General features: G+C 69.2%; 21 protein-coding genes. 18 read left to right on the forward strand and 3 right to left on the reverse strand.

What is annotated here, in order from left to right; all coding sequences use genetic code 11:
• Nucleotides 1-143: 143 nt before the first annotated feature.
• Together ACEVQ6_RS15050 and ACEVQ6_RS15055 are read right to left on the reverse strand one after the other, a co-directional pair.
• Nucleotides 144-1,202 carry a D-alanyl-D-alanine carboxypeptidase family protein gene (locus ACEVQ6_RS15050; RefSeq protein ID WP_374889841.1) on the reverse strand — a complete coding sequence of 353 codons (1,059 nt, stop codon included), beginning with the start codon at nt 1,200-1,202 and terminating at the stop codon, nt 144-146.
• Between the two features lie 139 nt (nt 1,203-1,341).
• Nucleotides 1,342-2,208, reverse strand: coding sequence for a MurR/RpiR family transcriptional regulator (locus tag ACEVQ6_RS15055; RefSeq protein ID WP_374889842.1), 867 nt, complete (start codon nt 2,206-2,208; stop codon nt 1,342-1,344).
• A gap of 139 nt (nt 2,209-2,347) precedes the next feature.
• Here ACEVQ6_RS15055 and ACEVQ6_RS15060 point away from each other — a divergent pair, with 139 nt between their 5' ends.
• The 7 genes from ACEVQ6_RS15060 to ACEVQ6_RS15090 all read left to right on the forward strand — a co-directional run bounded on the left by ACEVQ6_RS15060 (nt 2,348) and on the right by ACEVQ6_RS15090 (nt 8,490).
• On the forward strand, nt 2,348-3,613 hold the full coding sequence (locus tag ACEVQ6_RS15060; protein ID WP_374889843.1) for an ABC transporter substrate-binding protein: 1,266 nt from the start codon (nt 2,348-2,350) through the stop codon (nt 3,611-3,613).
• Nucleotides 3,614-3,624: 11 nt separating this feature from the next.
• Nucleotides 3,625-4,509 (forward strand): carbohydrate ABC transporter permease, encoded by an 885-nt coding sequence (locus tag ACEVQ6_RS15065; RefSeq protein WP_374889844.1) that lies wholly within the window; start codon nt 3,625-3,627, stop codon nt 4,507-4,509.
• Nucleotides 4,502-5,317, forward strand: a complete 816-nt coding sequence (locus tag ACEVQ6_RS15070; RefSeq protein ID WP_374889845.1) for a carbohydrate ABC transporter permease — start codon at nt 4,502-4,504, stop codon at nt 5,315-5,317. The genes ACEVQ6_RS15065 and ACEVQ6_RS15070 overlap by 8 nt, the downstream gene beginning before the upstream one ends.
• Nucleotides 5,314-6,114: an ROK family protein gene (locus ACEVQ6_RS15075; protein ID WP_374889846.1), complete on the forward strand. Its 801-nt coding sequence runs from the start codon at nt 5,314-5,316 to the stop codon at nt 6,112-6,114. Before ACEVQ6_RS15070 ends, ACEVQ6_RS15075 begins: the two co-directional genes overlap by 4 nt.
• Nucleotides 6,111-6,956, forward strand: coding sequence for a class II fructose-bisphosphate aldolase (locus ACEVQ6_RS15080; protein ID WP_374889847.1), 846 nt, complete (start codon nt 6,111-6,113; stop codon nt 6,954-6,956). The genes ACEVQ6_RS15075 and ACEVQ6_RS15080 overlap by 4 nt, the downstream gene beginning before the upstream one ends.
• 9 nt (nt 6,957-6,965) lie before the next feature.
• A complete protein-coding gene (locus tag ACEVQ6_RS15085) occupies nt 6,966-7,532 on the forward strand; it encodes an AAA family ATPase (protein ID WP_374889848.1) in 567 nt (188 codons plus the stop codon).
• A gap of 181 nt (nt 7,533-7,713) precedes the next feature.
• A complete protein-coding gene (locus ACEVQ6_RS15090; protein ID WP_374889849.1) occupies nt 7,714-8,490 on the forward strand; it encodes a hydroxypyruvate isomerase family protein in 777 nt (258 codons plus the stop codon).
• 372 nt (nt 8,491-8,862) lie between these two features.
• On the opposite strand, the gene ACEVQ6_RS15095 is transcribed toward ACEVQ6_RS15090, so the two are convergent.
• Entirely contained in the window at nt 8,863-11,184 is a 2,322-nt protein-coding gene (locus tag ACEVQ6_RS15095; protein ID WP_374889850.1) for a glucose/quinate/shikimate family membrane-bound PQQ-dependent dehydrogenase, read from the reverse strand.
• Nucleotides 11,185-11,816: 632 nt separating this feature from the next.
• On the opposite strand from ACEVQ6_RS15095, the gene ACEVQ6_RS15100 reads away from it, so the two are divergent.
• The 11 genes from ACEVQ6_RS15100 (at nt 11,817) to cysC (ending at nt 23,916) form a co-directional block, all read left to right on the forward strand.
• A complete protein-coding gene (locus tag ACEVQ6_RS15100; protein WP_374889851.1) occupies nt 11,817-13,361 on the forward strand; it encodes a cryptochrome/photolyase family protein in 1,545 nt (514 codons plus the stop codon).
• A gap of 340 nt (nt 13,362-13,701) precedes the next feature.
• The gene (locus ACEVQ6_RS15105) at nt 13,702-14,391 is read left to right on the forward strand and encodes an SDR family NAD(P)-dependent oxidoreductase (protein ID WP_374889975.1); all 690 of its coding nucleotides are present in this window, start codon (nt 13,702-13,704) and stop codon (nt 14,389-14,391) included.
• Nucleotides 14,392-15,227: 836 nt separating this feature from the next.
• The gene (locus ACEVQ6_RS15110; RefSeq protein ID WP_374889852.1) at nt 15,228-16,361 is read left to right on the forward strand and encodes an ABC transporter substrate-binding protein; all 1,134 of its coding nucleotides are present in this window, start codon (nt 15,228-15,230) and stop codon (nt 16,359-16,361) included.
• A 20-nt stretch (nt 16,362-16,381) separates the two neighbouring features.
• On the forward strand, nt 16,382-17,317 hold the full coding sequence (locus ACEVQ6_RS15115; RefSeq protein ID WP_374889853.1) for an ABC transporter permease: 936 nt from the start codon (nt 16,382-16,384) through the stop codon (nt 17,315-17,317).
• Between the two features lie 2 nt (nt 17,318-17,319).
• The gene (locus ACEVQ6_RS15120) at nt 17,320-18,135 is read left to right on the forward strand and encodes an ABC transporter permease (RefSeq protein ID WP_374889854.1); all 816 of its coding nucleotides are present in this window, start codon (nt 17,320-17,322) and stop codon (nt 18,133-18,135) included.
• A 4-nt stretch (nt 18,136-18,139) separates the two neighbouring features.
• On the forward strand, nt 18,140-19,222 hold the full coding sequence (locus ACEVQ6_RS15125) for an ABC transporter ATP-binding protein (protein ID WP_374889855.1): 1,083 nt from the start codon (nt 18,140-18,142) through the stop codon (nt 19,220-19,222).
• 18 nt (nt 19,223-19,240) lie between these two features.
• The gene (locus tag ACEVQ6_RS15130) at nt 19,241-19,738 is read left to right on the forward strand and encodes a nucleoside deaminase (protein WP_374889856.1); all 498 of its coding nucleotides are present in this window, start codon (nt 19,241-19,243) and stop codon (nt 19,736-19,738) included.
• Nucleotides 19,739-19,740: 2 nt separating this feature from the next.
• Nucleotides 19,741-20,532, forward strand: coding sequence for a GntR family transcriptional regulator (locus tag ACEVQ6_RS15135; protein ID WP_374889976.1), 792 nt, complete (start codon nt 19,741-19,743; stop codon nt 20,530-20,532).
• Nucleotides 20,529-21,170, forward strand: coding sequence for a flavin reductase family protein (locus ACEVQ6_RS15140; RefSeq protein ID WP_374889857.1), 642 nt, complete (start codon nt 20,529-20,531; stop codon nt 21,168-21,170). The genes ACEVQ6_RS15135 and ACEVQ6_RS15140 overlap by 4 nt, the downstream gene beginning before the upstream one ends.
• 182 nt (nt 21,171-21,352) lie before the next feature.
• Nucleotides 21,353-22,192, forward strand: coding sequence for a phosphoadenosine phosphosulfate reductase domain-containing protein (locus ACEVQ6_RS15145; RefSeq protein WP_374889858.1), 840 nt, complete (start codon nt 21,353-21,355; stop codon nt 22,190-22,192).
• Nucleotides 22,189-23,916, forward strand: coding sequence for an adenylyl-sulfate kinase (cysC, locus tag ACEVQ6_RS15150; RefSeq protein ID WP_374889859.1), 1,728 nt, complete (start codon nt 22,189-22,191; stop codon nt 23,914-23,916). The genes ACEVQ6_RS15145 and cysC overlap by 4 nt, the downstream gene beginning before the upstream one ends.
• Nucleotides 23,917-24,437: the final 521 nt, after the last annotated feature.

Raw genomic sequence — 24,437 nt, forward strand, 5'->3', positions numbered from 1 at the left:
TCGGGGAATAGGATGCCCGCTCCGCATGGAACGTTTCATGCCGGCGGGCGCCAACCGGCGAAAATAGCCGCCACCGTCCGGGCAGGCGGACCCATCCGGGGCGAAGCGGTCGAAACAACCGGATGGCGCGGCCCGGCCGTGCCTCAAGACGGCCGTGGCGTCGGGACCGGCACGTCCGCCGCGCTGTCGTCGCGCCAGGTGCCGATCGCGTGGACCTCGGGCGCGAGCGCGTCGCGCAGGTAGGTCGGCTGGCCCGGCAGGCCCATCGGGTAGAGCGCGTCGCGGCGCGCCTCGTAGGCCGCGCTCTGGTCGGTGCAGAGCCGCAGGCGCATGTCCTCGGGCGGGCGATCGGCGCGGTTCGCAAGGCCTTCCACCAGGCCGGCGGCGGGCGGCAGGCGGCCCTCGAACGCCTCGGTCAGGTAAAGCGCCGAGCGCTCGTTGCGTTCCCGCTCCGTCGTCGCGCCGAGGATGACGACCATCACGCGCCGGCCGTTGCGCTCGGCGAGCGCGACGAGGTTGCGGCCGGAGGCGCAGAGGAAACCGGTCTTCATTCCGCTCGTGCCGGCAAAGCGCGTCAGGAGCAGGTTGTTCGAGCGGATCTCCTTGCCGTCGATCGTGACCGCCGTCGCCCGGAAGAAACGGCGGTGCTCCGCGAACATCCGGTCGATCGCCAGGCCGAGCAGCGCCAGATCGCGCGCCGTCGTCCGCGTCTCCCGGTTAAAGAGGCCGTTCGGATTGGCGAAATGCGTGCCGGTGAGGCCGAGGCGTTCGGCGGCCGCGTTCATTCGCCGGACGAAGGAGGCCTCGTCGCCGGCGACCGTTTCGGCGAGCGCCACGGCGACGTCGTTGGCCGAGGCGACGATCATGGCGTAGAGCGCGTCCTCCATCGTCATCGCCCGCCCGACCGCTAGGCCGGAGTCGGTGAAGGCCTGCCGCACCGCGTTGCGCGTCATGGTGACCGGCGTCGACAGCGTCACGCTGCCGGCCCGCAGCGCCTCGAAGGCGACGAAGGCCGACATCAGCTTGGCCGTCGAGGCCGGATACCAGGGCAGGCCGGCCTCCTCCTCGTAGAGCACCCGGTGGCTGTCGGCATCGACGACGAGCACCGGCGTCGCCGCGGCGGGCGCCGTGGCGGCGAGAAGAAGAAGGACCGCCGAAAGCCCTCGTCGAAGGCGTCGTCCCGTGCCGTGCGCAGTGATCATGGGCCGTCTCCCAGGGGATGAGGCCCTCTCCATGCCATGGGCCGCGGCCGCAAGACAAGCCGCGACGGGCCGGTCCGGCAGCAAAGTGATCGGGCGACCGGCCGCCCCTCGCCCGCCCGTCGAGAAAAAATTGCAGCCGTCAGGCCCGCTCGCCGCGCAGATCCTCCTCGATCCGTGACACATTCTGCATCATGCGCGCATCGCCGAAGGCGAGGCAGTGGAACAGCACCTCGTTGAACATGATCTCCAGCGCCCGCGTCATCACCGCGTCCGCGCCGAACAGGTTGATGCCGGGCGGCGTGATGATCGGGATGTCGACGATCTCCTCGAGCGCGGAACCGGGCACGCCGAGAATGGCGGCGATCGTGGCGCCGCGCGCCCTGGCGATCGTCGCCGCATGCACGGTCTGGCGCGTGCGGCCGGAATAGGAGATGGCGATGGCGAGGTCGCCCGGCTCCATCAGAGAGGCCCCGGCGATCTGGTTGTGGTGGTCGTCGGAAAAGCTGATGCGGATGCCGAGCCGCATCAGCCGCTGGTGCATGTCGAGCGCCACCACGGCGGACGCGCCGACGCCGAAGACCTGGATGGACTTGGCCTCGCGGATGGCCATGACCAGCCGGTCGAGCTCGCTCGAATGGGACAGGAGATCGGCGAAGCGCAGCGCCCGCACCGAGGCGCTGTGGAACACCTTGTAGGCGATCTCGGAAAAACTGTCGGAATGGGCGATCGTCCCGGACACGCTGCCGGCCGAGACCGGGCCCTGCATGCTGCGGCTTTCCTGCAAAAGCGCCCGGCGCAGCTCCTTCAGCCCCCCATAGCCGAGCCGCCGGCACAGCCGGTCGACGGTGGAGCGGCTCGTGCCGGTCTTCTCCGCGATCGCCGAGGAGGGAAGGCCGGCGACGTCATATTCGGCGATCGACAGCAACAGCTCGATCACCCGCTTCTCCGCCGCCGAAAAACTCATGCGCGAGACGCGATGCAGCAGGGAATCGCCGGTTTCGGCCATGAAAACCTCCTGAAAATGAAGCAATTTGCGTCATGAATTGCATAAAAAAATGTTTTGCGAAACATAAATTGTCATGTACCGATACGACCCTGTTCAAAGGGCGCTCGGGAGCGCGTCCGGTTTCAAACGGAGGAAGCACATGAATTTCGCGAAGAAAAGCGCGTGGATCGCGGCCCTTTCGGCCGCCACCATGCTGGCGACCGGCGGCGTCGCCTCGGCCGTCGAGCTGACGTTCTGGCACCACACCTATCCGCCGGCGCGCGACTTCATCGAGAAGAAGGCGGCCGAGTTCACCGCCCGGCATCCCGACATCACCATCAAGCTGCATGACGATCCGCATGGCGACTACGAGGTCAAGCTGCTCGCCGCGATCGCCGCCGGCAACGCCCCCGACATCGTCAACGTGCTCGACTACCTCTTCCCGCAATATGCCGGCCGCGGCATCCTCGCCGAAGTCGACAACGCCGCCTTCGGCGTCGCCTCGGCGGCCGAGCTCGAGGCGCTCTACCAGCCGCAGGCGCTGTCGGGTCTGACCATCGACGGCAAGGTCTACGGCGTGCCGGAGGAGTTCAACACGCTGGCGCTCTTCATCAACAAGGCGCATTTCAAGGAGATCGGCCTCGATGCCGAGGACCAGGCGACCTGGCCGAAGACCTGGAACGACCTGATCGACGTCTCGACGAAGCTGACCAAGGAGGACGGTTCGCGCCTCGGCTTCAACTGGGTCTGGAACCTCGATCCCTACTGGTATGCCCAGCAATACTGGCCGATCCTGCAGCAATATGGCTGCGACGTCGTCGATGCCGCCGGCAAGGCGACGATCAATTCGGACGCCTGCGTCAAGGCCTTCACGGAGACGTGGCAAGTGCTGATCGACAAGAAGATCGGCGGCCCGACCCTTGCGACGGTCAACCCGGTCAACGCGCTGCAGGATTTCAGCGAGGGGCGCCAGTCGATGGCGATCGCCGGCATCTGGGCGCCGCCGCTCTATTCCGAGGAGGTCAAGGCGCAATATGTGGTGGCGCCGCTGCCGCAGCTCGATCCCGCCAATCCGAAGACGCTGTTGAACTCCTATGCGCTCGCGGTGACCGCCGGCTCGAAGCACAAGAAGGAAGCCTTCGAATTCGTCAGCTTCCTCACCTCCGACAGCGCCGGCTATCTGGCCGCGACCGGCTACGTCACCGGCCGCAAGGGCTGGAACGAGTCGGAAACGGCGAAGAACACCAAGGGCGCCCAGATCTTCGCCGAGGGCCAGAAGCACGGCTCCTTCGTCTGGCGCTCCAAGACCTGGACGCAGGAAGGCAACGCCATCAAGGCGGCGATCGAGCAGTTCGCCCAAGGCGTTCCGGTCAAGGAGGCGCTCGACCAGGCGGCGGCCGACATCGACAGCGTGCGCCAGAAATAGGCGGACGGGGCATGGGGATCGGACGGGGCGGCTTCGGCCGGCATCATCGGGCTTTGTGGGGGGCGATCTTCGCGCTCCCCGCGCTCGCCTATATCCTGCTGTTCCAGCTCTATCCGATCCTCTTTTCCTTCTATATCAGCCTGCACGACTACGACCTGCTCTCCGATCCCGTCTTCGTCGGGTTCAAGCATTTCGCGGCCCTTCCCCAGGACCGGGCCTTCGTCTCCTCGCTCTGGATCACCGTCGCCTATGTGGTCTACACCGTGGTGCCGGTGCTCGGCCTGTCCTTCCTGCTCGCCTGGGCGCTGACCCAGGTGCGGACCTCGCGCGCACTCTGGCGCACGCTCCTCTTCGTCCCCTCGGTGCTGCCGATCGTCACGGTGGCGCTGGTGTGGAAGCTGATCTTCAACGTCAACGGCCCGCTGAACGACGCGGTCGCCTTTCTCGGCGGCTCGCGGATCCCCTGGCTGAACAGCAGCGGCTACGCGCCGCTGGCGCTCGTCATCATGAGTTGGTGGCATGCGGCGAGCTACTACATGATCATCTTCCTCGCCGGCTTCCTCGCCATCCCGCGCGACCATTACGAGGCGGCGGCGATCGACGGGGCGCAGGGCCTCCAGGTGCTCCGGCACATCACGCTGCCGGCGATGCAGCCGACGATCGCGCTCGCCGTGGTGCTTGCCACCGTCAACGGGCTGAAGACCTTCGCCTTCCAGCAGATCGTCACCGATGGCGGGCCGGCCAATTCGACGCAGATCCTGACGCTGTTGATCTACAAGACCTCCTTCAGCTATCTCGACATGGGACGGGCGAGCGCCTATTCCGTCGTGCTGTTCGGCGGCATCCTGCTGATCAGCCTGGTGCAGATCTGGTTCCTGAGGGAGCGCAATGTCTAACGCCGCCCACCGGATCGCCGCGCTCGCCATCCTCGCCGTCGCCGTCGCGCTGACGCTCTACCCGGTCGCCTGGATGCTGTCGGCCTCGCTGAAGCAGAGCCGCGAGATCTTCTCCACCTCGCTCTTTTCCCTCGGCACCGCAGGCTTCAAAAACTACCTCTCCGCCTTCGGCCAGCGGCCCTTCTTCCTCTATCTGTTCAATTCCGTGCTCGCCTCGGGCATCTCCGTCCTCCTGACGCTGGTGCTGAGCGCGCTCGCCGGCTACGGCTTCGCGAAATTCCCGCACCGGCTGGCGCCGCTCTTCTGGATCGTCGTGCTCGTTTCCGTCATGATCCCGCTGGAGGCGATCGTCATCCCGCTCTTCCTCGAGGTGCATGCCTTCGGCTGGACCAACACCTATGCCGGGCTGATCCTGCCGACGGCCTTCAACGTGGTCGGCATCTTCATCTTCCGCCAGGCGATGGTCTCGATCCCGGATGCCTATATCGAGGCGGCGCGCATCGACGGCGCCGGCGAGCTGCGCATCCTTCTCTCGGTGATCCTGCCGATGGTGCTGCCGACCGCCGGCGTCGTCGCGATCCTCACCTTCAACCTCACCTGGAACAGCTATCTCTGGCCGCTGATCGTCGCCTCCGACGACAGCCTGCGCACGCTGCCGCTCGGCATGGCCGCCTTCCAGGCCGGCTTCAACACCCAGTATGGCGAGGTGATGGCCGTGTCCGTCTTCGGCGCGCTGCCGACGGCGATCTTCTTCCTCTGCCTGCAGCGCTATTTCGTCGAAGGCGCCGTCGCCTCGGGGGTCAAATGAGATACGCGGTCGATCTCGGCGGAACCCATGTGCGCGTCGCCACCGCAGAGAACGGCTGCGACTTTCGCCACGAGCACCGCTCGCGCCGCCCCGCCGGCATGACGCCCGGCGATTTCGTCACGCTGCTGTCCGGCCTCGCCGACGCATGGGGAACTGGCATGCCCCGCTCGATCGGCGTCTCCGCCGCCGCCGTGGTCGGCGAGGGCGGGCTGCTGCTTGCCGCCGAGAACCTCGGCTGGAAGGACGTGCCGCTCGGGCGCCTGCTCAAGGACGCCTTCGCCTGCCCGGTCACCGTCGAGACCGACGTCGTCTGCGGCGCCACGTTCGAGGCGACGGCCGGCGCGGCGAAGGGGGCCGGATCGGCGCTCTATCTCGGTATCGGCACCGGCATCGGCCACGCCTTCATCCTGAACGGCCGCGTCTGGCGCGGGTCGCGGCGCGGCGCCAACGCCTTCGGCCATCTGGTGGTCGAACCCGACGGCGAGGCCTGCTACTGCGGCCATCGCGGCTGCCTCTGCACCGTCGCCTCCGGACGGGCGCAGGCGGGAAAGCCCGCCGATGCCCGGCCGCTCGAAATGCTGGCGCTCGCCGTCGGCAACGCCGTCACGCTCATCGAGCCGGAATGCATCATCCTCTCCGGCGGCGCGCTGAACCAGCCCTGGTTCGACCTCGTCGCGCTCGCCGATCTCGTTTCGTCCTTTTCCTATCCCGCGGCCCGCAAGCCGCGCTTCGTCCGCTCCAAGGCGGCCGAGCCGAACCTTTGCGGCGCCCTCATCCTCTCGCTGGAGACATCATGATCAGAGAAAGCGCCACCCACTGGATCGGCAGGGCCTATCGCGAAGGCTGGGCGATCGGCATGTTCAACGCCCATCACCTGGAGGCCGTGCAGGCGATCGCGTCCGCCGCCGAAAGGGCGAAGGCGCCGCTGATGCTGAGCACGACGATGGGTGGCATCCGGCATGTCGGCCTCGACTATTTCGTCGCCATGGCCGAGGTGGCGCGCCGGCGCGTCGCCGTGCCGCTGATCCTGCATCTCGACCACGGCGCCGACTACGACACCGTCGCCATGTGCATCGAGGCCGGCTTCGATTCCGTCATGATCGATGCGTCGAGCGCCTCCTACGACGAGAATGTCGCGCTGGTCAGCAAGGTGGTCAAGCTGGCCCGTCGCCACGGCGTCGGCGTCGAGGCGCAGATCGGCGAGACGCTGGCCGAGGAAGGCGACGCGGTCGTCGAGCGCAAGACGACGGTCGAGGAAGCGGTCGCCTTCGTCCGCGACACCGGCGTCGACTACCTCGCCGTTTCGATCGGCAACACGCCGGGCGTGCTCGGCAGCGGTGCCGCGATCGACGTGCCGCTGGTCGAGGCCCTGTCGGCGGCGCTGGAGATGCCGCTCGTCCTGCATGGCGGTACCAGCGTGCCGGCCGAGACGGTGGCGGCGGTGATCAAGGCGGGCATCGCCAAGGTCAATATCGACGCGGCGGTCAAGGGCGGCTTCCGCGAGGCCTTCATCAAGGCCTACGGCGTCGCCGATCCCGTCGTCGACACCCGCGCCCCCCTTGCCGAGGCGCGCAGGCTCGCCGAAGCGGCCGTCGATCACCGCCTGAGACTGTTCGGCGCGGACGGACGCGCGGAGTAAGGATCGTCCATGCCGGTCATGCCGCACTCCAACGTCATCCTGCTGGTGGGCCTGCCCGGCGTCGGAAAGACCACGCTCGCCACGGCGCTCGCCGCCCGCCTCGGCGCCGAGATCCTCAGCCGCGACCTGATCCGCGACGCGATCTTCCCGGATCGCTGGCTTGACTATTCGCCGGAGCAGAACCAGGTCGGCACCGACGCGCTGATGGCGGTGCTCGGCTATCTCCTGAAGCGGCACCGGCCGCCCTTCCTCATCATCGACGGCAAGCCCTTCTCGCGCGCCCGCGAGGTGGAGACCATCCTGTCGCTTGCGGCCGAGCACGGCGCGGCGGTGCGCGTGCTCCATTGCGACGCGCCGCTCGACGTGATCCGCGAGCGGCTGGCGCGGGGACTGGCGCAACCGGTCAACCAGCGGGCCGAGCGCACACCGCAGAAGGCCGAGCGGATCCACGGCGCCTTCGAGCCGCTCGCCGTGCCGCATCTGCGCCTCGACATGACGACACCGCTCGACGACACGGTGGCGCTGGCCGCCGCCTATGTCGAGGGCCGCCCCGGCCTTTCGGCCTCCGGATCCTGAGCCGTCCCGGCACCGTTCGGCATCGCTGCGGCCCACCGGTATCGGTCACGACCGCGCCGCCACGCGGGAGCCTGTCGGGGGCATCCCGAACCGGACGGGCTTTGCTCTTTTGTCGTCGCCTGTCTTTTCGGTATAACCGGATTTCCCCTGTCCCCGACAAATTCCAGAACCGGGAGAGACCATGCCGCGCTTCTCCGCCAATCTCGGCTTTCTCTGGCCGGATCGCCCGCTTCTCGAGCGCATCGACGCCGCCGGGGCCGCCGGCTTCCGCGCTGTCGAGCTGCACTGGCCGCAGGACGTGGCGCCGGATGCGGTTCGCGCGCGCTGCGCGGCGCAGGGGCTCCGGCTTCTCGGCATCAACACGCCGCCCGGGCGCACCGAGCTCGGCGAATTCGGCCTCGGCGCCCTGCCGGGCCGGGAGTCGGAGTTTCTCGACGGGTTTTCCGTAACGCTCGACTGGGCAAGGCGCGCCGGCGCCGGCGCCATCCATGTGATGGCGGGCGTCGTTCCGCCCGGGGCTCGGGACGCCGCGCGCGCGACCCTCATCGACAATCTCCGCCGCGCGGCAGGAATGGCCCCGGAGATGACGCTTCTCCTCGAAGGCATCAACCAGACGGACAGGCCGGGCTATTTCTATTCGACCCTCGAGGCGAAGGCGGGCGTTCTTGCCGAAACCGGCGCGGCGAATGTCCGGATCCTGTTCGACGCCTACCATGTCGGCCTCTCCGAGGGCGACGTCCTCGGCCGCCTCGAACGCTACCTGCCGCTCGTCGGCCATGTGCAGATCGCGGCGGTGCCGAGCCGCGCCGAGCCGGACGAGGGCGAGGTCGACTACCGGCATGTCTTCGACACCCTCGACCGGCTCGGCTATGCCGGCTGGGTCGGCTGCGAATACAGGCCCCGCGCCGGAACCGACCCCGGGCTCGACTGGGTGCGGACCCTGGGCGTCACGCTCTGAGGACGACCGGGCGTCTACGCGCCGCCCGACCCGGCGTCCCGACGACTCGCCGGAACCGCCTCCGGGGCCTCACCGGCGAAGACCGGTTCACCGGATGGGCTCAAGCCTTTTGTCCTTGTCGCATTGCCCGATGCCGAAGCGGTCCCGCGTCGGCTGGACATGCCCCGGTTTCCAGAGATCCTTCCGGAGGCCCGGCCTTCGTCCCGATCTTGCCGGCGCCCGGAGTGCCACGCGGAGTGCGGGACGCCGCCGCGATACGACGGCAGCCTGGCGTCGGACACCGGCGGCCGGCATCGCCGCGGGCGCCGAACCGGCCGGCGGAAGGCGCGGCGTCCTTCCAGCCTGCCGGATCCAGCTCAACGGTCTTCTCCCTCATGGCAGGGTATAGGCGATGACATAGTCGCCGGCCCTCGTGCCGATCGATCCGTGGCCGCCCGCGACGATGACGACGAACTGCCGGCCGTCGTCGGTCGCGTAGGTCATCGGCGTGGCCTGGCCGCCGGCGGGCAGGCGCGCCTCCCAGAGCTGACGGCCGTCGGTGACGTCGTAGGCGCGCAGGTAGTCGTCGACGGCGGCCGCGAGGAAGGCGACGCCGCCGCGCGTGACGATCGGTCCGCCGATGCCGGGAACGCCGAGCCGGAAGGGCAGCGGCAGCGGTGTCATGTCGTAGACGGTGCCGTTGCGGCGCTTGTAGGCGATGTCGCCGGTCCTCAGGTCGACGCCGGCGACATAGCCCCAGGGCGGCGCCTGGCAGGGAATGCCGAGCGGCCCGAGGAAGGGACCCATGAAGACGCCGTAGGGGGCGCCGTCATTGCGGTTCAGGCCCTGCTCGCTCGCCGTCTCGTCCTCGCCCTTGGGCGGGATCTCGTCGCGCGGCACCAGCCGCGAGGTGAAGGCGAGATAGGTCGGCATCGAGAACAGGATCTGCCGCTCCGGATCGACCGCGACGCTGCCCCAGTTGAACGTGCCGAAATTGCCGGGATAGACGATCGTGCCCTGCAGCGAGGGCGGGGTATAGCGGCCGTCGTAGCGCAGGCGGTGGAACTGGATGCGGCAGGCGAGCTGGTCGATCAGCGTGATGCCCCACATGTCGCTCTCGCGCAGCCTCGGCGGCTCGAAGGAAAGGTCGGAGACCGGCTGGGTCGGCGCGGTGAAATCCTCCGGGATGGCGCCGCCCGGCGCCGGGACCTCGCGCACGGGGATGACCGGCTCGCCGGTGCGGCGGTCGAGGACGTAGATGTCGCCCTGCTTCGTCGGCCCGACCAGCGCGGGAACCGTGCTGCCGTCCGGCCGCGCCAGGTCGAGCAGCACCGGTTGGGCCGGCACGTCCATGTCCCAGAGGTCGTGATGGACGGTCTGGCGCACCCAGCGCACCTGACCGGACGCGATGTCGAGCGCGACGATCGACGAGGAAAAACGTTCGACGGCGGGGCTGCGGCCCATGCCAAGCTGGTCGGGGACCTGGTTGCCGAGCGGGATGTAGACGAGGCCAAGGCCCGGATCGTAGCTGAAGACCGACCAGCTGTTCGGCGAATTGGTGGTGTAGAATTCACCCGGACCGAGCGGAGCGGTCTGATCCGGATTGCCCGAATCCCAGTTCCAGAGGAGCGCGCCGCTGCGCACGTCGAAGGCGCGGATGACGCCGGACTGGGATTTGGTGGAGTAATTGTCGTTGACCGCGCCGCCGATGATGATCCGGCCGTCGGTGATCACGGGTGGCGAGGTGGAGTAGTAGTAGCCGGCCGGATTGTAGCGCATGCCCGCCCCGAGATCGAGCGTGCCGCGATCGGCGAAGCCGGTGCAGACGGCACCGGTCCGGGCGTCGAGCGCGATCAGGCGGGCATCCGAGGTCGGCAGGTAGACGCGCTGCGCACAGGGCGCGCCGGCGGGCGTCGCCTCGTCCTCGAAATAGGAGACGCCGCGGCAGGTCTGGTGCTGGCGGTCCGGGTTGAGGCCCGCATTGGGGGCGTAGCGCCACGTTTCCTTGCCCGTGGTCGCATCGAGCGCGATCGCCAGATTGTGGGGCGTGCAGAGATAGAGCGTGTTGCCGACCTTCAGCGGCGTCACCTGATAGGTGGTCTCGCCGACATCCTCCGGCAGCTTGACGTCCCCGGTCCGGTACTGCCAGGCGACCTTCAGCGTCGCCACGTTCTGCGGCGTGATGCGGTCGAGCGGCGAGAAGCGCTGGCCGAGCGGGGTGCGGCCATACTGGTGCCATTCCCCATCGGGAACGCCGGCGGAGGGGGCCTGCGCCACCCGCTCGGCCGGCAGGCTGCCGGCGACCTCATGCGTGTCGACCGTCATCGCATAGCCGGCGACGAGAACCGAGAGGCCGACCGAAAGGCCGAGCGCGGCGGCGCCGGCCCGGGCCGTTCGTCCGCCGGAAAGACGCCGCCGGACGAACGGTGTCAGGAGCCACAGGCCGATGACGATCAGCAGGCCGCCGCGCGGGCCAAGCTGCCACCAGTCGAAGCCGACCTCGAGGAGCGCCCAGCCGAGGGCGCCGAGGATAAGGGCGGCATGGACCCAGAGGGCGGCGGCCGAGCGGCGCAGAAGCAGGAACGCGGTCGCGAGCGACAGGACCCCGGCGGCGAGATAGAACGGCGTCCCGCCCAGCATCACGAGCCAGAGACCGCCTCCGCCGAGCACCAGGCCGAGAAGAGCGATGAGGACGGCGGTGATGGTGATCGTCATGCTGGCTCCCTCGAAGAACAGTCTGCATCGCGGCCGCCGCGGGTCTCACGGATCCGTTCCGGCCGCATGGGGCGCGGATCGTGCCCGGCAAAGGCTGCCACGGCGACGGCGGGACGCGTGCGAGCCTTCACGGGTTCCACGATCCTCGACCTTCGCGCGATGCCCCAAGTCCTGAAACAGGCCGGGACACCGGATTGTTCCGCGCTGCATCGGCGATTGCGGGCGCATGCCCCGGTCGAGAGACGGCCGGATCGGCAGCGATCCCTCCTTCACGGGCCTCGCGCCGCCCCCGGCACGGGCCGGGATGCCCTGCCGGCCTCCTCCCGCCTGCGATCCTCCGCTCCCGTCGCGGTGTCGAGCAGGCTCGCCCGGCGGCCCCGGGGATGGCGGATGCCGACGCGCCGCGCCGCAGCCGGACCGTCCGGCGCCCGGCAGGCGGCGCCTCGCGGGCCGGAGCCTTTCCCGACACATCCGGACATGCTCCCGGCGGCACAGGAGCCGTCGCCCTGTCCCGCCTCGGCTGCGCGCGGCCGCCCGGCCACCTCGTCGCCCTGGCTCCAGATCCGATCCGCCGCCCGGAGCGTAACAGGGGCGAAGACACGCACAAAAGACAAGCGAAGAAGCGTCCCGCCGTGACCCGTTGCCGCCATCTCATTTTCCTCCTCGGCGACCAGCTTTCGCCGGCGATGTCCAGCCTGCGTGAGGCCGACCCGGCGCGCGATGTCGTTCTGATCTGCGAGGTCGCCGAGGAGGCGACCTATGTCGCCCATCACGCCCAGAAGCTGGTGTTCTTCTTCTCCGCCATGCGCCATTTCGCCGACGAGCTCACAGCCGCAGGCTTCCGGGTCCGCTACGTCCGGCTCGACGATCCGGAAAACACGGGCGCGCTTACCGGCGAGCTGCGGCGCGCGGCGGCGGCGCTGAACCCTGAGCGGATCGTCATCACCGAGCCCGGCGAATGGCGGGTCGAGCAGGCGCTTTCGGCCGTCGACCTCGGGGATGCCACCGTCGAGATGCGCGAGGACGACCGCTTCCTCTGTTCGCGCGCCGATTTCGCCCGCTTCGCAGACGGGCGGCGCAGCCTCGTCATGGAGTTCTTCTACCGCGAGATGCGGCGCAGGACCGGCCTTCTGATGCAGGGCGACCGGCCGGCCGGCGGACGATGGAACTTCGACAGCGAGAACCGCAAGCCCGCCCGCCCCGATCTCTTCAGGCCGCCCCGCCGGCCGTTCGCACCGGATGCGATCACCCGCGCGGTGATCGCCCTCGTCGAGGCGCGGTTCCCCGGCCATATGGGCGACGCGCGGGGGTTCGGCCTCGCGGTGACGCGGGCGGAGGCGGAACGGGCGGCCGACGATTTCATCGCCGATTTCCTGCCCGCCTTCGGCGACACCCAGGACGCGATGCTGCGCGACGATCCCTTCCTCAACCACGCCCTGCTCTCGCCCTATCTCAATGTCGGGCTCCTCGATCCGCTGTCGCTCTGCCGCAGTGCGGAGCGCGCCTATGAGCAGGGCGACGCGCCGCTCAACGCCGTCGAGGGTTTCATCCGCCAGATCATCGGCTGGCGCGAATACATGCGCGGCATCTACTGGCGCTTCATGCCGGCCTATGCCGAGGGCAACCATTTCGGCGCGCGACGGCCGCTGCCCGATTTCTTCTGGACCGGCCGCACGCGGATGGCCTGCCTTGCCACCGTCATCGGCGCGACGATCCGCAACGCCTATGCCCACCACATCCAGCGGCTGATGATCACCGGCAATTTCGCCCTTCTCGCCGCGCTCGATCCGAAGGCGGTGCATGTGTGGTACCTGGAGGTCTATGCCGACGCGGTCGAATGGGTGGAACTGCCGAACGTCATCGGCATGAGCCAGTTCGCCGATGGCGGCCTGCTCGGCTCCAAGCCCTATGCGGCGGGCGGCGCCTATATCTCGCGCATGTCGGACTATTGCGAGGGCTGCGCCTATGACGTGCGCCGCAGGACCGGCGAGGGCGCCTGTCCCTTCAACGCGCTCTACTGGGATTTCATCGGCCGGAACGAGGCGCTGCTTTCCGGCAACCGGCGCATGGCGCAGACGCTGTCGACCTGGCGGCGGATGACGGAGGCCGACCGGACCGCCTGCCGCGACAGCGCCCGCGATTTTCTCGCCCGGCTCGATGCGGGAGAGAACGTATAGGGCCTGTCCAGCCGAAGCGGGACCGCGTTGGCGCCGGACAATCCGGCAGAAACAAAAGGAGAGAAGGTCCGTCAGGGATCAGGTGGACTCCGGTCATTCCGGAGACACACGGACAACAAAGGAGCGGACGGCATGTCCGGCGGACACGGCTTCACCGGAGAGACGCTCTCCGCTCCCACGCCCTGCCCGCAGATGGCATCCGATGCGGCCCGGGCGCGCAATGCCCCAGACCATGCCGCGCCGGAGCGGGTTCTTCCCGGCGTTGGAGAGAGACAACAGGCTATGTCCGGCCCGGGCGATCAGGCTCCGGCGGACGTCTTTGAAGGAGGATGGCATGTCGATGATGTCCCTTGCGCCGGGCTACAGGGCGCTCGTGATCGGCGCCAGCGGCGGGATCGGCGCGGCGGTGGCGGATGCGCTCTCGGCCGATCCGCGCTGTGGCGGCCTCACGCGGTTGTCGCGCAGCGGCGACGGGCTGGACCTGACCGACGAGGAGACCGTCGCCGGCGCCGCCCGCGCCATCGACCACGATCTGGATCTCGTCTTCTGCGCCACCGGCGCGCTTTCGATCGCCGGCTCCCGCCCGGAAAAGGCGATCCGCGAGATCTCTCCCGCCGCGATGATGGAGCAGTTCGCGCTGAACGCGCTCGGGCCGGCGCTGGTCCTCAAGCATTTCGCGCCGAAGCTCGCGCGGCAGCAGCGCGCGCTGATGCTCTTTCTCTCCGCGCGGGTCGGATCGATCGGCGACAATCGCCTCGGCGGCTGGATCTCCTACCGCGCGGCCAAGGCGGCGCTGAACCAGATCGTCCATACGGCGGCGATCGAGATCGCCCGCAGCCGCCCCGACGCCGTGGTCGCCGCCCTCCATCCCGGTACGGTGGCGACCGCGCTCACCGAGGCCTATGCCGGAAACCACGCCCGGATGCGGCCGGACGAAAGCGCCAAGGCGATGCTCGCCGTCGCCGATGGCTTGCGCAACGAGGACAGCGGCTCGTTCCTCGCCTATGACGGCACGCCGGTGCCCTGGTAGGCACGGCAGGCCGAGCGCGTCGGGCGGTCTTCGGGTAACGCGGGCGCACATGGCCCCGGCGCGCCGCCCGGCCGCGGCACTCGCACTGTCGAGGCAGGCGCGGCTCCCGTCGAGCCGATGGGCATCAGGCAGACGCTCGGAAAGCACACGATTCAGCGTCGCCCGGACGGCGGTCGCCTCCTGTTCTTTACGCGGAACGGTCGGATGCGACCCCTTCGGTCCGGTCTTGAGATCCTCGAACATAGCGCGCTTTCGCCATGGTGACGGTGGTCCAAGACCGCCCGCGACATGACGCCTCGAAAAAGACAGTGGATGCCGACCGTCAGGACCCGATCGGTAGGACCCGTCCGGGACGCCCGGCGCATCGCCACCCGATTTCCCCGGCGTCGCATGGCCATGTCGGGGGCGCGCCGACCAGACCACCGGATGACGCGCTCACCGGACCAGGAGACGCACCGGCGATGCCGGAGCGCAGGCGACGCAACCCCTTCCGACGGGCGCTCCCGCGCTTCCTCTCGAAGCATCACCGTGCCGGCCCCCGCTTCGCTCCGGTCCGAGGCTGCTTGAGACCGCCCGCCCGCCGACGGTGGTCATTGAGCAAGGCGCTTCGCGGCGAGACCTTTCGAAATTGCATGCGATTATTGCATGCTTTTGTGACGTTACATGCGGGCGAATGCTCAAGCTTTATGCATGCAGAAGCGCGCAACTTCTCTTGCCGAACGGTGCGTGTGGTCTAAGCTCACGGAAAGGCGGGATTTTTCAACGTAACCACGATCTGGCACGGTGCTTGCTTTTACTATTGCATGCGATGATCGCATACAATAGGAGAGACGGACATGCGCAAACTTCCCTTCATGGCGCGCGACATCAGCCGCCGCGGTTTCCTCAAGGCCGGTGCCGCGGGCGTGGCGCTGTCGGCCGCCTCGTCATGGTCGCCGGCCCGCGCCGACGATCCGCAGGTGCTGAACTACCTGTCCTGGCCCGGCAATGCCGATCCCTATCTCATCGCCGACTTCGAGAAGGCGAACAACGTCAAGGTGCAGATCAAGGAATATGTCGGCGGCGACCAGATGCTCGCCGTCATCAACCAGTCACCGCCCGGCTCCTTCGACGTCGTGCTCGCCGATGCCGAATACATGCACCTGCTGCACGAGGCCGATTTCCTCGAGGAGCTCGATCCGGCCGACTATCCGCTCGCCGACTTCTTCCCCGAATTCCAGAAATTCCCGCTGCACTGGTTCGACGACAGGCTCTATGGCGTGATGACCGATTTCGGCTATCTCGGCCTCTCCTACAACACCAAGGAATTCACCGCCGACGAGGTGAAGTCCTATGCCTCGATGTGGACGGACAAGGCCAAGGGCAAGGTCGGCTTCTTCGACTGGTACCTGACCTCGATGGGCGCGATCAGCCTGTCGAACGGCAGCCGCCCGCCCTTCGACATCGACGGCGCGCATTTCGACATGCTGAAGGAGAAGCTCTTCTCGCTGAAGCCGCAGGCGTCCGGCTTCTACACGATCGCCGACATCTTCTCCTCGCTGACGAACGGCCGCGCCCAGCTCATCCCCGGCATCGGCGAATGGATCACGCTCGGCCTGCGCCAGAGCGGCGTGCCCGTCGACACGATCATCCCCGACGAGGGCGGGCTGCAGTGGACGGAATCGCTCTCGATCGTCAAGGGCTCGCCCAAGGTCGATCTCGCCCGCAAGTTCATCCAGTACACGACCGCGCCGGAAGGCCAGGTGAAGATGGCGACCAAGGTCGACAACAAGAAATCGATCCCCTCGGTCAAGGGCTGGGAACTGCTCAACAAGACGATGCCGCAGGAGGCCGAGATCCTGCGCCTGCAGTTCGACAGGCCGAACGTCATGGACGAATACAAGGCCGGCAAGATCGCGCTGCGCCAGCTTCCCGTCCAGCAGTCGATCGAGGACTGGAACGACGTCTGGAGCGAGTTCAAGTCCGCGTGAGGGCGAGGGGAGCGTTTCGCATGACACAGGCCGACCATTCCTACGCCGATGCGGCCGGCGCGCCGGTCAGGGGATTTTTCCTCAGCCGGCGCACCGCCGGATCGCCGGCAGCCGTGCCCGTCATCCTGGGCGCTCCCGTCCTTCTCTGGCAGGCCGTGTTCTTCGCGGCCCCGCTCGTCTTCCTCCTCGTCGTCACCTTCTGGACCGTACGGTCCTTCAAGCTGTCGCCGGCCTTCTCTTTCGACAACTGGCAGAAGGTGCTCGCCTCGACGCCGTTCCAGAAGGCGCTGGTCCACACGGTCGAGGTCTCGGCGCTCTGCGCCGTGCTGACGCTCGCCGTCGCCCTGCCGGCGGCCTACACCATCGCGTTCCGCCTCTCGCCGCGGCTGCGGGCGCTCGCCGTCGCGGCGCTCGTCGTCCCGGTCTTTTCGAGCTACCTGCTGCGCATCTACGCCTGGCAGATCGTGCTCAGCCCCGGCGGCATCGTCAACAGCGTGACGCGGCCTCTTTTCGGCCTCGACCTGGCGCTGCTCGGCGGCGCCTTCTCGCTGCAGGTCGGCTTCCTCACGCTGACGCTGCCGGTCGCGGTGCTGATCCTGGTGCTCGCCTTCTCCGGCATCGACCGCAGCCTGATCGAGGCCGCCGCCAATCTCGGCTGCCGGCGCGCCCGCATCGTCTGGCACGTGCTGCTGCCCTCGGTGCGCAACGCCATCCTGCTTGCCGCCTCGACCGCCTTCCTCATGGCCTTCGGCGACTATATCAGCCCGGTCTTCCTCACCGGCAGCAAGCCGCCGACGCTGTCGATCCTGATCGTCGACACGGTGAAGTCCGGCTCGCAATGGCCGCGCGCCTCGGTGATCGGCGTCAGCATGCTGGCGATCCTCACCGTCGTCCTCCTCGCCTTCAACCGGCTCGGGCGCGAGCGCCGCGGGCGCCGCGGGCGAAAGGAGGCATGACCATGGCCCGGTCCGCAACACGTCTCTCGCGCGCGGCGCAATACGCGCTGCTCGTCCTTCTCTTCGGCTTCATCGCCACGCCGATGCTGGTGATCGCCGTCTTTTCCTTCGACGCCAACCGCTTCCCCACGATCCCCTGGGGCGGCTTCAGCCTGGACTGGCATGTGGCCGCGCTCGGCGACACGATGATCCGCACCGCCTTCGCCAACAGCCTGACGGTGGCGCTGTCGACCGCCATCGTCTCGACGATCCTCGGCTTCTGCGCCGCCTATCTCGACTACCGCTACGTCTTTCGCGGCAAGGCGCTGTTCGGGCTCATGGTCGCGATCCCGCCGGCGGTTCCGGCGAGCATCCTCGGCATGGCGATGCTCGCCTTCCTGTCGCGGCTCGGCCTCTTCGGCAGCGTCGGCGCCATCGTCGCCTGCCATGTCGCGATCGCCACCTCGTTTGCGATGGCGATCATACGCTTGCGGCTGCGCGACTTCCCGCGCGACCTGGAGCCGGCCGCCTGGAACCTGGGCGCGCCGCCCTTCGTCACGCTGATGCGCGTCGTCGTGCCCTTCTGCAAGCCGGCGCTCGTCGCCTCCTTCTTCCTGACCGCCGCCGTCTCCTTCGACGAGTTCCTCATCGCCTGGTTCGTCGGCGGCACGGTGGAAACGCTGCCGGTGCGCATCCTCAACCTGTTGCAGGGCCAGGTGAACCCGAAGATCAACGCGATCGGCACGGTCGTCCTCGCCATCAGCATCACCCTGGTGCTTCTCGCCCAACGCTTCGTCGGCGTCAGCGCCGCCGCCCGCCCGAAAAAGACGGAAGGATGACGCCGTGACCGATGCCTTCGTATCCCTGAAAAAGCTCGACAAGCAGTATCCCGGCCACCATGCCGTGCGCGGCATCGACCTCGACATCCGGACGGGCGAGTTCGTCGCGCTGATGGGCCCGTCCGGCTGCGGCAAGTCGACGACGCTGCGGCTGATCGCCGGCCTCGACACGCCGACCTCCGGCGAAGTGCGGATCGGCGGCCGGCGGATGAACGACGTGCCGGCCTTCCAGCGCGACACGCCGATGGTCTGGCAGAGCCTCGCGCTCTTTCCCTTCCTCTCCGTCGTCGAGAACGTCGAATTCCCGCTCCGGATGAAGAGGATCGGCCCGGTCGAGCGGCGCCGGCGCGCGATGGAATGGCTCGACCGCATGGGGCTTTCCGCCATGGCCGGGCGCGACATCGCCCAGCTTTCCGGCGGCCAGCGCCAGCGCGTCGCGATCGCCCGCGCGCTCGTCACCCAGCCGCCGGTGCTGCTCCTCGACGAGCCGCTCTCCGCCCTCGACGCCCATCTGCGGGTGCGCATGCAGACCGAGCTGTCGCGCCTGCACAAGGAACTCGGCATCACCTTCATCTACGTCACCCACGCCCAGTCGGAGGCCTTCGCGCTCGCCGACCGCATCGTGCTGATGAGCGACGGGGCGATCCAGCAGTCCGGCCGGCCGCAGGACGTCTATCGCGAGCCGGCCAATGCCTTCGTCGCCGAGTTCATGGGGATGAACAACATCCTCTCCGGCACGCTTTGCGGCCGCGACGGCGCCTTCGCGCGGATCGACACCGGTGCCGGGCGGTTCCGCATTCCGGCGGGCGCGCTCCCCTCCTCGGGGCCGGCGCGCTTCGTCGTCGCCGCCGACCGCATCGCGCTCTCCGCCGCGCCGGCGCCGGAGGCCGACAACCGGCTCGCCGGCACCGTCATCGGCATCGAGTTCGTCGGCTCGGTCCAGACGGTGTTCGTCGAGGCCGGCGGCGCGGAGTTCCGCGTGCAGAAGCAGCAGCACGAGATCGACGCGCTCGATCTCGCGCCCGGCCGCGCCGTCCATCTCTCCTGGCAGCCCGCCCATGCCTGGGTGCTGCCGCAGAACACATGAACAGAAGGAGGCCCATCCATGACCTATAACGAGGATTTCATGAAACGCGCGGTCGAGATCTCGCGCCGCGCGCTCAGCGAACCCGGCACCGAGCCCTTCGGCGCCGTCGTCGTGCGCGACGGGCGGATCGTCGGCGAGGGGCTGAACCATTCGGCCGCCCGTTTCGATCCGACGTCCCATGGCGAGGTCGAGGCGATCCGCGATGCCTGCCGCAGGCTCGAAACCGTCGACCTTACGGGCGCCGACATGTACACATCCTGCGAACCCTGCGCCATGTGCGTGGCGACGATGGGCGTTGCGGGCCTGTCGCGGCTCTACTACGCCTCGTCGATGGAAGAGGCGGGACGCGCGTTTCAGACCCTGACGACGGCGGAGCGCCATCCGATCGACGTCGACAGGCTGCGCGCGGCCGCCGGCGCCCTCGTCGGCGATCGCGACATGCCCTCGGAGCAGCATCTCGCCGGGGCGGCGACGGAGATCCTCGACGCCTGGGTCCGCATGAAGAAAGGCCAGTGACGATGAAGAATGCGCAGAGCGGGGCGACGTCGCGCTCCGTCAACGACCCGACCGCCAAGGGCAAGGGCCCGCCCGCCGACGACGACATCACCGCCAGGCCCGCGCCGTCGTCGCGCACGGAAGCCGTGCAGGAGGCGCTGCGCCAGGCGATCATCGAGCAGAAGCTCAGGCCCGGCGCCCGTCTTCCCGAGGATGCGCTGGGCGAAACCTTCGGCACCAGCCGCACCATTGCACGGGAGGCGCTGGGCCGCCTCGCCGTGGAAGGACTGGTCGACTTGAAACCGAACAAGGGCGCCTTCGTCGCCAATCCGACGCTGGAGGAAGGGCGCGACATCTTCCTCGTCCGCCGCGGCCTCGAACAGACCGTCACCTCCCTGCTCGCCGGCCGGCTGAAGCCGGAGCAGGTCGCGCAGTTGAAGGCCTTCAACGAGAAGGAGCGCTCGGTCTCCGGTATCGACGAGCGGGAATCGATCCGGCTCGCCGGCGAGTTCCACCTCGTGCTCGCCCGCATGACAGGCAACCAGCTGCTGATCCGCTACGTCACCGAGGTCGTCTCGCGCTGCTCGCTGATCCTCGCCATGTACGGCCGGCCGCATTCGGCCGACTGCGGCGTCGACGAGCATGCCGAAATCATCGCCGCGCTCGAACGCGGCGACGCGGCCCGCGCCTCGCACCTGATGGATCATCACCTCGAATCCGTCGCCGGGCGGGCGATGCTCGAGGCGCGCACCGAGCACGACATCCGCGAGCTGCTCGCCCCTTACGCCGCCCGCGTCAAAGGAATGAGCGAATGACCGCCTCTCTCCCCCGGCCCGCCGCCGGCGACCGCACCGCCTTCGACTTTTCCGCGCTGGGTGCGCGCGAGCGCTACAAGCTGATGATCGGAACGATCATCCCGAGGCCGATCGCGCTGGTGACGACCGTCGACGAGGAGGGCCGCGTCAATGCCGCGCCCTTCAGCTTCTTCAACTGCCTTTCCGCCGATCCGCCGATCCTGGCGCTCGGCGTCGAGAACAATCCGGACATGTCGTTCAAGCACACCGGCCACAACATCCGCATGACGGAGGTGTTCACCGTCAACATCGTCTCCTTCGCGATCGCCGAGGCGATGCATGTCTGCGCGGCGAAATTTCCGCGCGGCGTCGACGAGCTGAAGGAGGCCGGCCTGACGGCGGTGCCGGGGACCAGGATCGCCGCGCCCTATATCAGGGAGGCACCCGCCGCCTTCGAATGCCGGCGGCATGTCACGCTCGAGCTCGGCCGCTCGCGCCAGATCATCCTGGGCGAGATCCTCTTCGCCCATTATACCGAGGGCATCGTCGACGAGGCGCTGCATGTCGATCCGTCCGGCATCGACGCGATCGCCCGGCTCGGCGGCGACACCTGCGCGACGATCCGCGACCGCTTCGACATGGCGACGCCGAGGCTCTGACGGCCGGCCGGCGCGAGGCGGCTCCGCCCCGATGCGCAACCCCCGGGCAATCCCCGCATGCTAGGGCATGTCCGGCCGGGGCGCCACCGCCCCGGCGCAGGACCCTGCGGCCAGACCCGCGCCCTCCGGTGATGCCGTCGTCGCCGGGACGGCGCCCGGCCGTTCACCCTTGGAGCGGTTCGTTGCCGTTGGAGCCCGTGACGCCCTCGCCCTGTCTGCACGCGCTGGAAGCGGAGGCGATCCATGCGCTGCGCGAGGTCGCGGCCCGTTTCGAGCGCCCGGTGCTGCTGTTTTCGGCCGGCAAGAGCGGCTCGGTTCTCCTGCATCTGGCGCGAAAGGCGTTTCGTCCGGCGCCGCTGCCCTTCCCCCTCCTCCATCTCGACACGGGCTGCGGCCTCAGGGAGATGCTCCGCTTCCGCGAGACGGTCGCGGCCGGCCCCGACGTGCGGATGACGGTCCACCCGCTGCCGGACGGCCTGGGCGGATCGGCTGCGGCGCGCGCGACGGTGCCGGGCGGTTTCGACGCGGCGATCGGCGGAGACACGGTCGAAGGTCACGCAGCAGCGCCGCAGGCGGAGGGACCGGACGGCGGGCGCGATCCCGCACGCCGTTTCGAACGCCCTCCGCCGCTTGGCGCCGGGCCCTTTGGCCGGGGCTGGGCCGACCCGCCGGCGCCCCGCGCCGGCGAGGCCGTGCCGGTGCGTCCGCTCGGCCGCTGGGCCACGCTCGACCTCTGGGAGTATATCGCGCGCGAGGGGGTTGCGGTCATGCCGCTCTACCTCGCCCGGCCGCGCCTCGTCGTCGAGCGCGCCGGCCTGCTGCTGCTCGTCGACGACACGCACTTTGCCGTGCGGCCAGGCGAGGCGGTGCGGCTGCGCTCCGTGCGGATCGCCTCCCTCGGCGCGGCGGGACGAACCGGCGCGATCCCGTCGACGGCCGGCGACGCCGCGAGCCTCCTGCGCGAGATCCGCGAGGCGCGCCATTTTCCGCAACGTCAGGACAGAGGAGGGCCCGTCCCATGAGAGTCGAACTGTTTTCCTTCCGGCCGGACACGTTCGCAGCGGCGGAACGGGACGGGCGGGACCTCGTCCGGATCCTCGCCTGCGGCGGCGATCCGCCGATCCTTCCCGCCGGTGCGCCCGGCGCGGCCGGTCCGCTCGGCGCGGCGGTCGTCGTCACCGGCGCGCGGCGCATCGCCCTCGTCGCCGGTCTCCCCGGGGGATCCGTCTCCACGGCGGACTTCGCCGTGGCGGCGGCCGACGCCGACGCGCTTCTCCTCAGCCTCGATGCCGCGCGCGGGCTCGGGCCCGAGGGGCGCCGACGGGCGGGCCTTGCCGCCCTCCTCGGCGTGCGCCACCTGCTTCTCGCGGTGACGGGCATCGGCGGCACCAGCGCCGACCATCTCCGCCGCGCGCGCGACGAGGCCGGCAGGCTTGCCGGGACGCTCGGCTTTTGCAGCGTCACCGCTCTTCCCGCCTCTGACGGCGGACCGGCCTGGCAGGACGGGCAGGACGTCCGCGACTGGCTCGACGGCCTGCCGCCGGCCGTCGACGCCGGCGGTGCGCCCTTCCGCCTCCCGGTCCAGCTCGTGCTTGCGCCGCGCCCGGACATGCAGGCCTTCGCCGGCACGGTGGCGGCGGGCGCGGTCGCAGTCGGCGACGCGGTGGTCGTGGCGCAGTCGGGACAGATCGCGCGGGTGGCGGAGATCCTCGTCGCCGGCGTGCCCCGGCGCTCGGCAAGCGCCGGCGACGCCGTCGTGCTGCGCCTTTCGGAGACCGTCGCAGTTGTGCGCGGCAGCATGCTCGCGGCGGTCGCGGCGCGACCCGAGGTCGCCGGCGAGCTGGAGGCGATGCTGGTCTGGACCGACGCCGACCCGCTCTCGCCCGGACGCAGCTTCCGCCTCGAGACGGAGGTCGACGCCACGCTCGCGGTCGTCACGGCGATCCGCGCAAGGCGCGATCCCTCGACCGGGGAAAGCCTGCCGGCGACGGCGCTGTCGCAGGGCGAGATCGGCGCGGCGGAACTGCGCCTGCAGGCGCCGATCGCCTTCGACCCCCATGCCGTGATCCGGGCGACCGGCCGGTTTCGCCTCGTCGAGCCCGCCAGCGGCCGCACCGTCGGCCTCGGCATGATCGAGCGGGCGCTGCGCCTGTCGACCAACATCCACCAGCAGCATTTCGAGATCGGCAAGGCCGAGCGCGCGGCGCTGAAGCGCCAGAAGCCCTGCGTCGTCTGGCTCACGGGCCTTTCCGGCTCCGGCAAGTCGACGACCGCGAATGCGCTCGACAAGCTGCTGCTGGCCGCCGGCCACCATGCCGTGCTCATCGACGGCGACAATGTCCGCCACGGGCTCAACCGCGACCTCGGCTTCACGGCCGCGGACCGGGCGGAAAACATCCGCCGCGTCGGCGAGGTGGCGCGGCTGATGGTCGATGCCGGGCTGATCGCGATCGTCTCGACCATCTCGCCCGGCCAGGCGGAGCGCGATGCCGCGCGCGCCCTGGTGGCGCCGGACGAATTCGTCGAGGTCTTCGTCGACACGCCGCTCGCGGTCTGCATCGAGCGCGACCACAAAGGCCTCTACCGCCGCGCGATCGCCGGGGAACTGAAGAACTTCACCGGCATCAGCGCCGCCTACGACCGACCCCCGGCGCCGGAGCTGCGCATCGAGGCGGTGGGCCGCACGCCCGAGGCCGCCGCACTCGCCATCCTGTCCTATCTGAGGGACACCGGCCGGCTGCCGTGACGGGCGCGCTGCGATGAGGGGCGCGGGCCGAAGCGACGATTGAGGATCCGCCGCGCGAGGCTCGCAGGCCTTCGCCGGAGCCCGTCTCCCTGTTTCGACGCGGTGTCCGGATCCAACGGGAAATGCTCCGGGCGACGCGGAAGACGCAACGCGGCCTGCGGCCCCGATGCCCGGGCGGCGTCCGGCAAGGCCGCGGCCGCCCGCAGCACGGCAGCGGCGGCGCAAGCACGTCGGTGAACAGCGGCTCACCGACGTGCTCTTACCCTTCTGTTCTTGCCGCTTCTGCTGGACATGGGCTGGAGACCTCGGCGCCGTGCGCCCGACCTCATCGCCCTATCCGACCATCGTCCCGGGGTTCATCCGCATGCCGGCCTCACCCTGTCGGGTGAAGACGGCCGGCCGGAGAGGCTGCTAACATCCATGCCGGTCCTTCTGTCGGGGCGGCTTCGACAGGCGGGCGGTTCGGTGATCAGCGTGCTGTCGGTCGCTCTCTTCGGCATCCGGGGAATTGGTTAAAATTC

This window comes from Ensifer soli, assembly GCF_041928815.1.
GTDB lineage: Bacteria > Pseudomonadota > Alphaproteobacteria > Rhizobiales > Rhizobiaceae > JBHFEI01.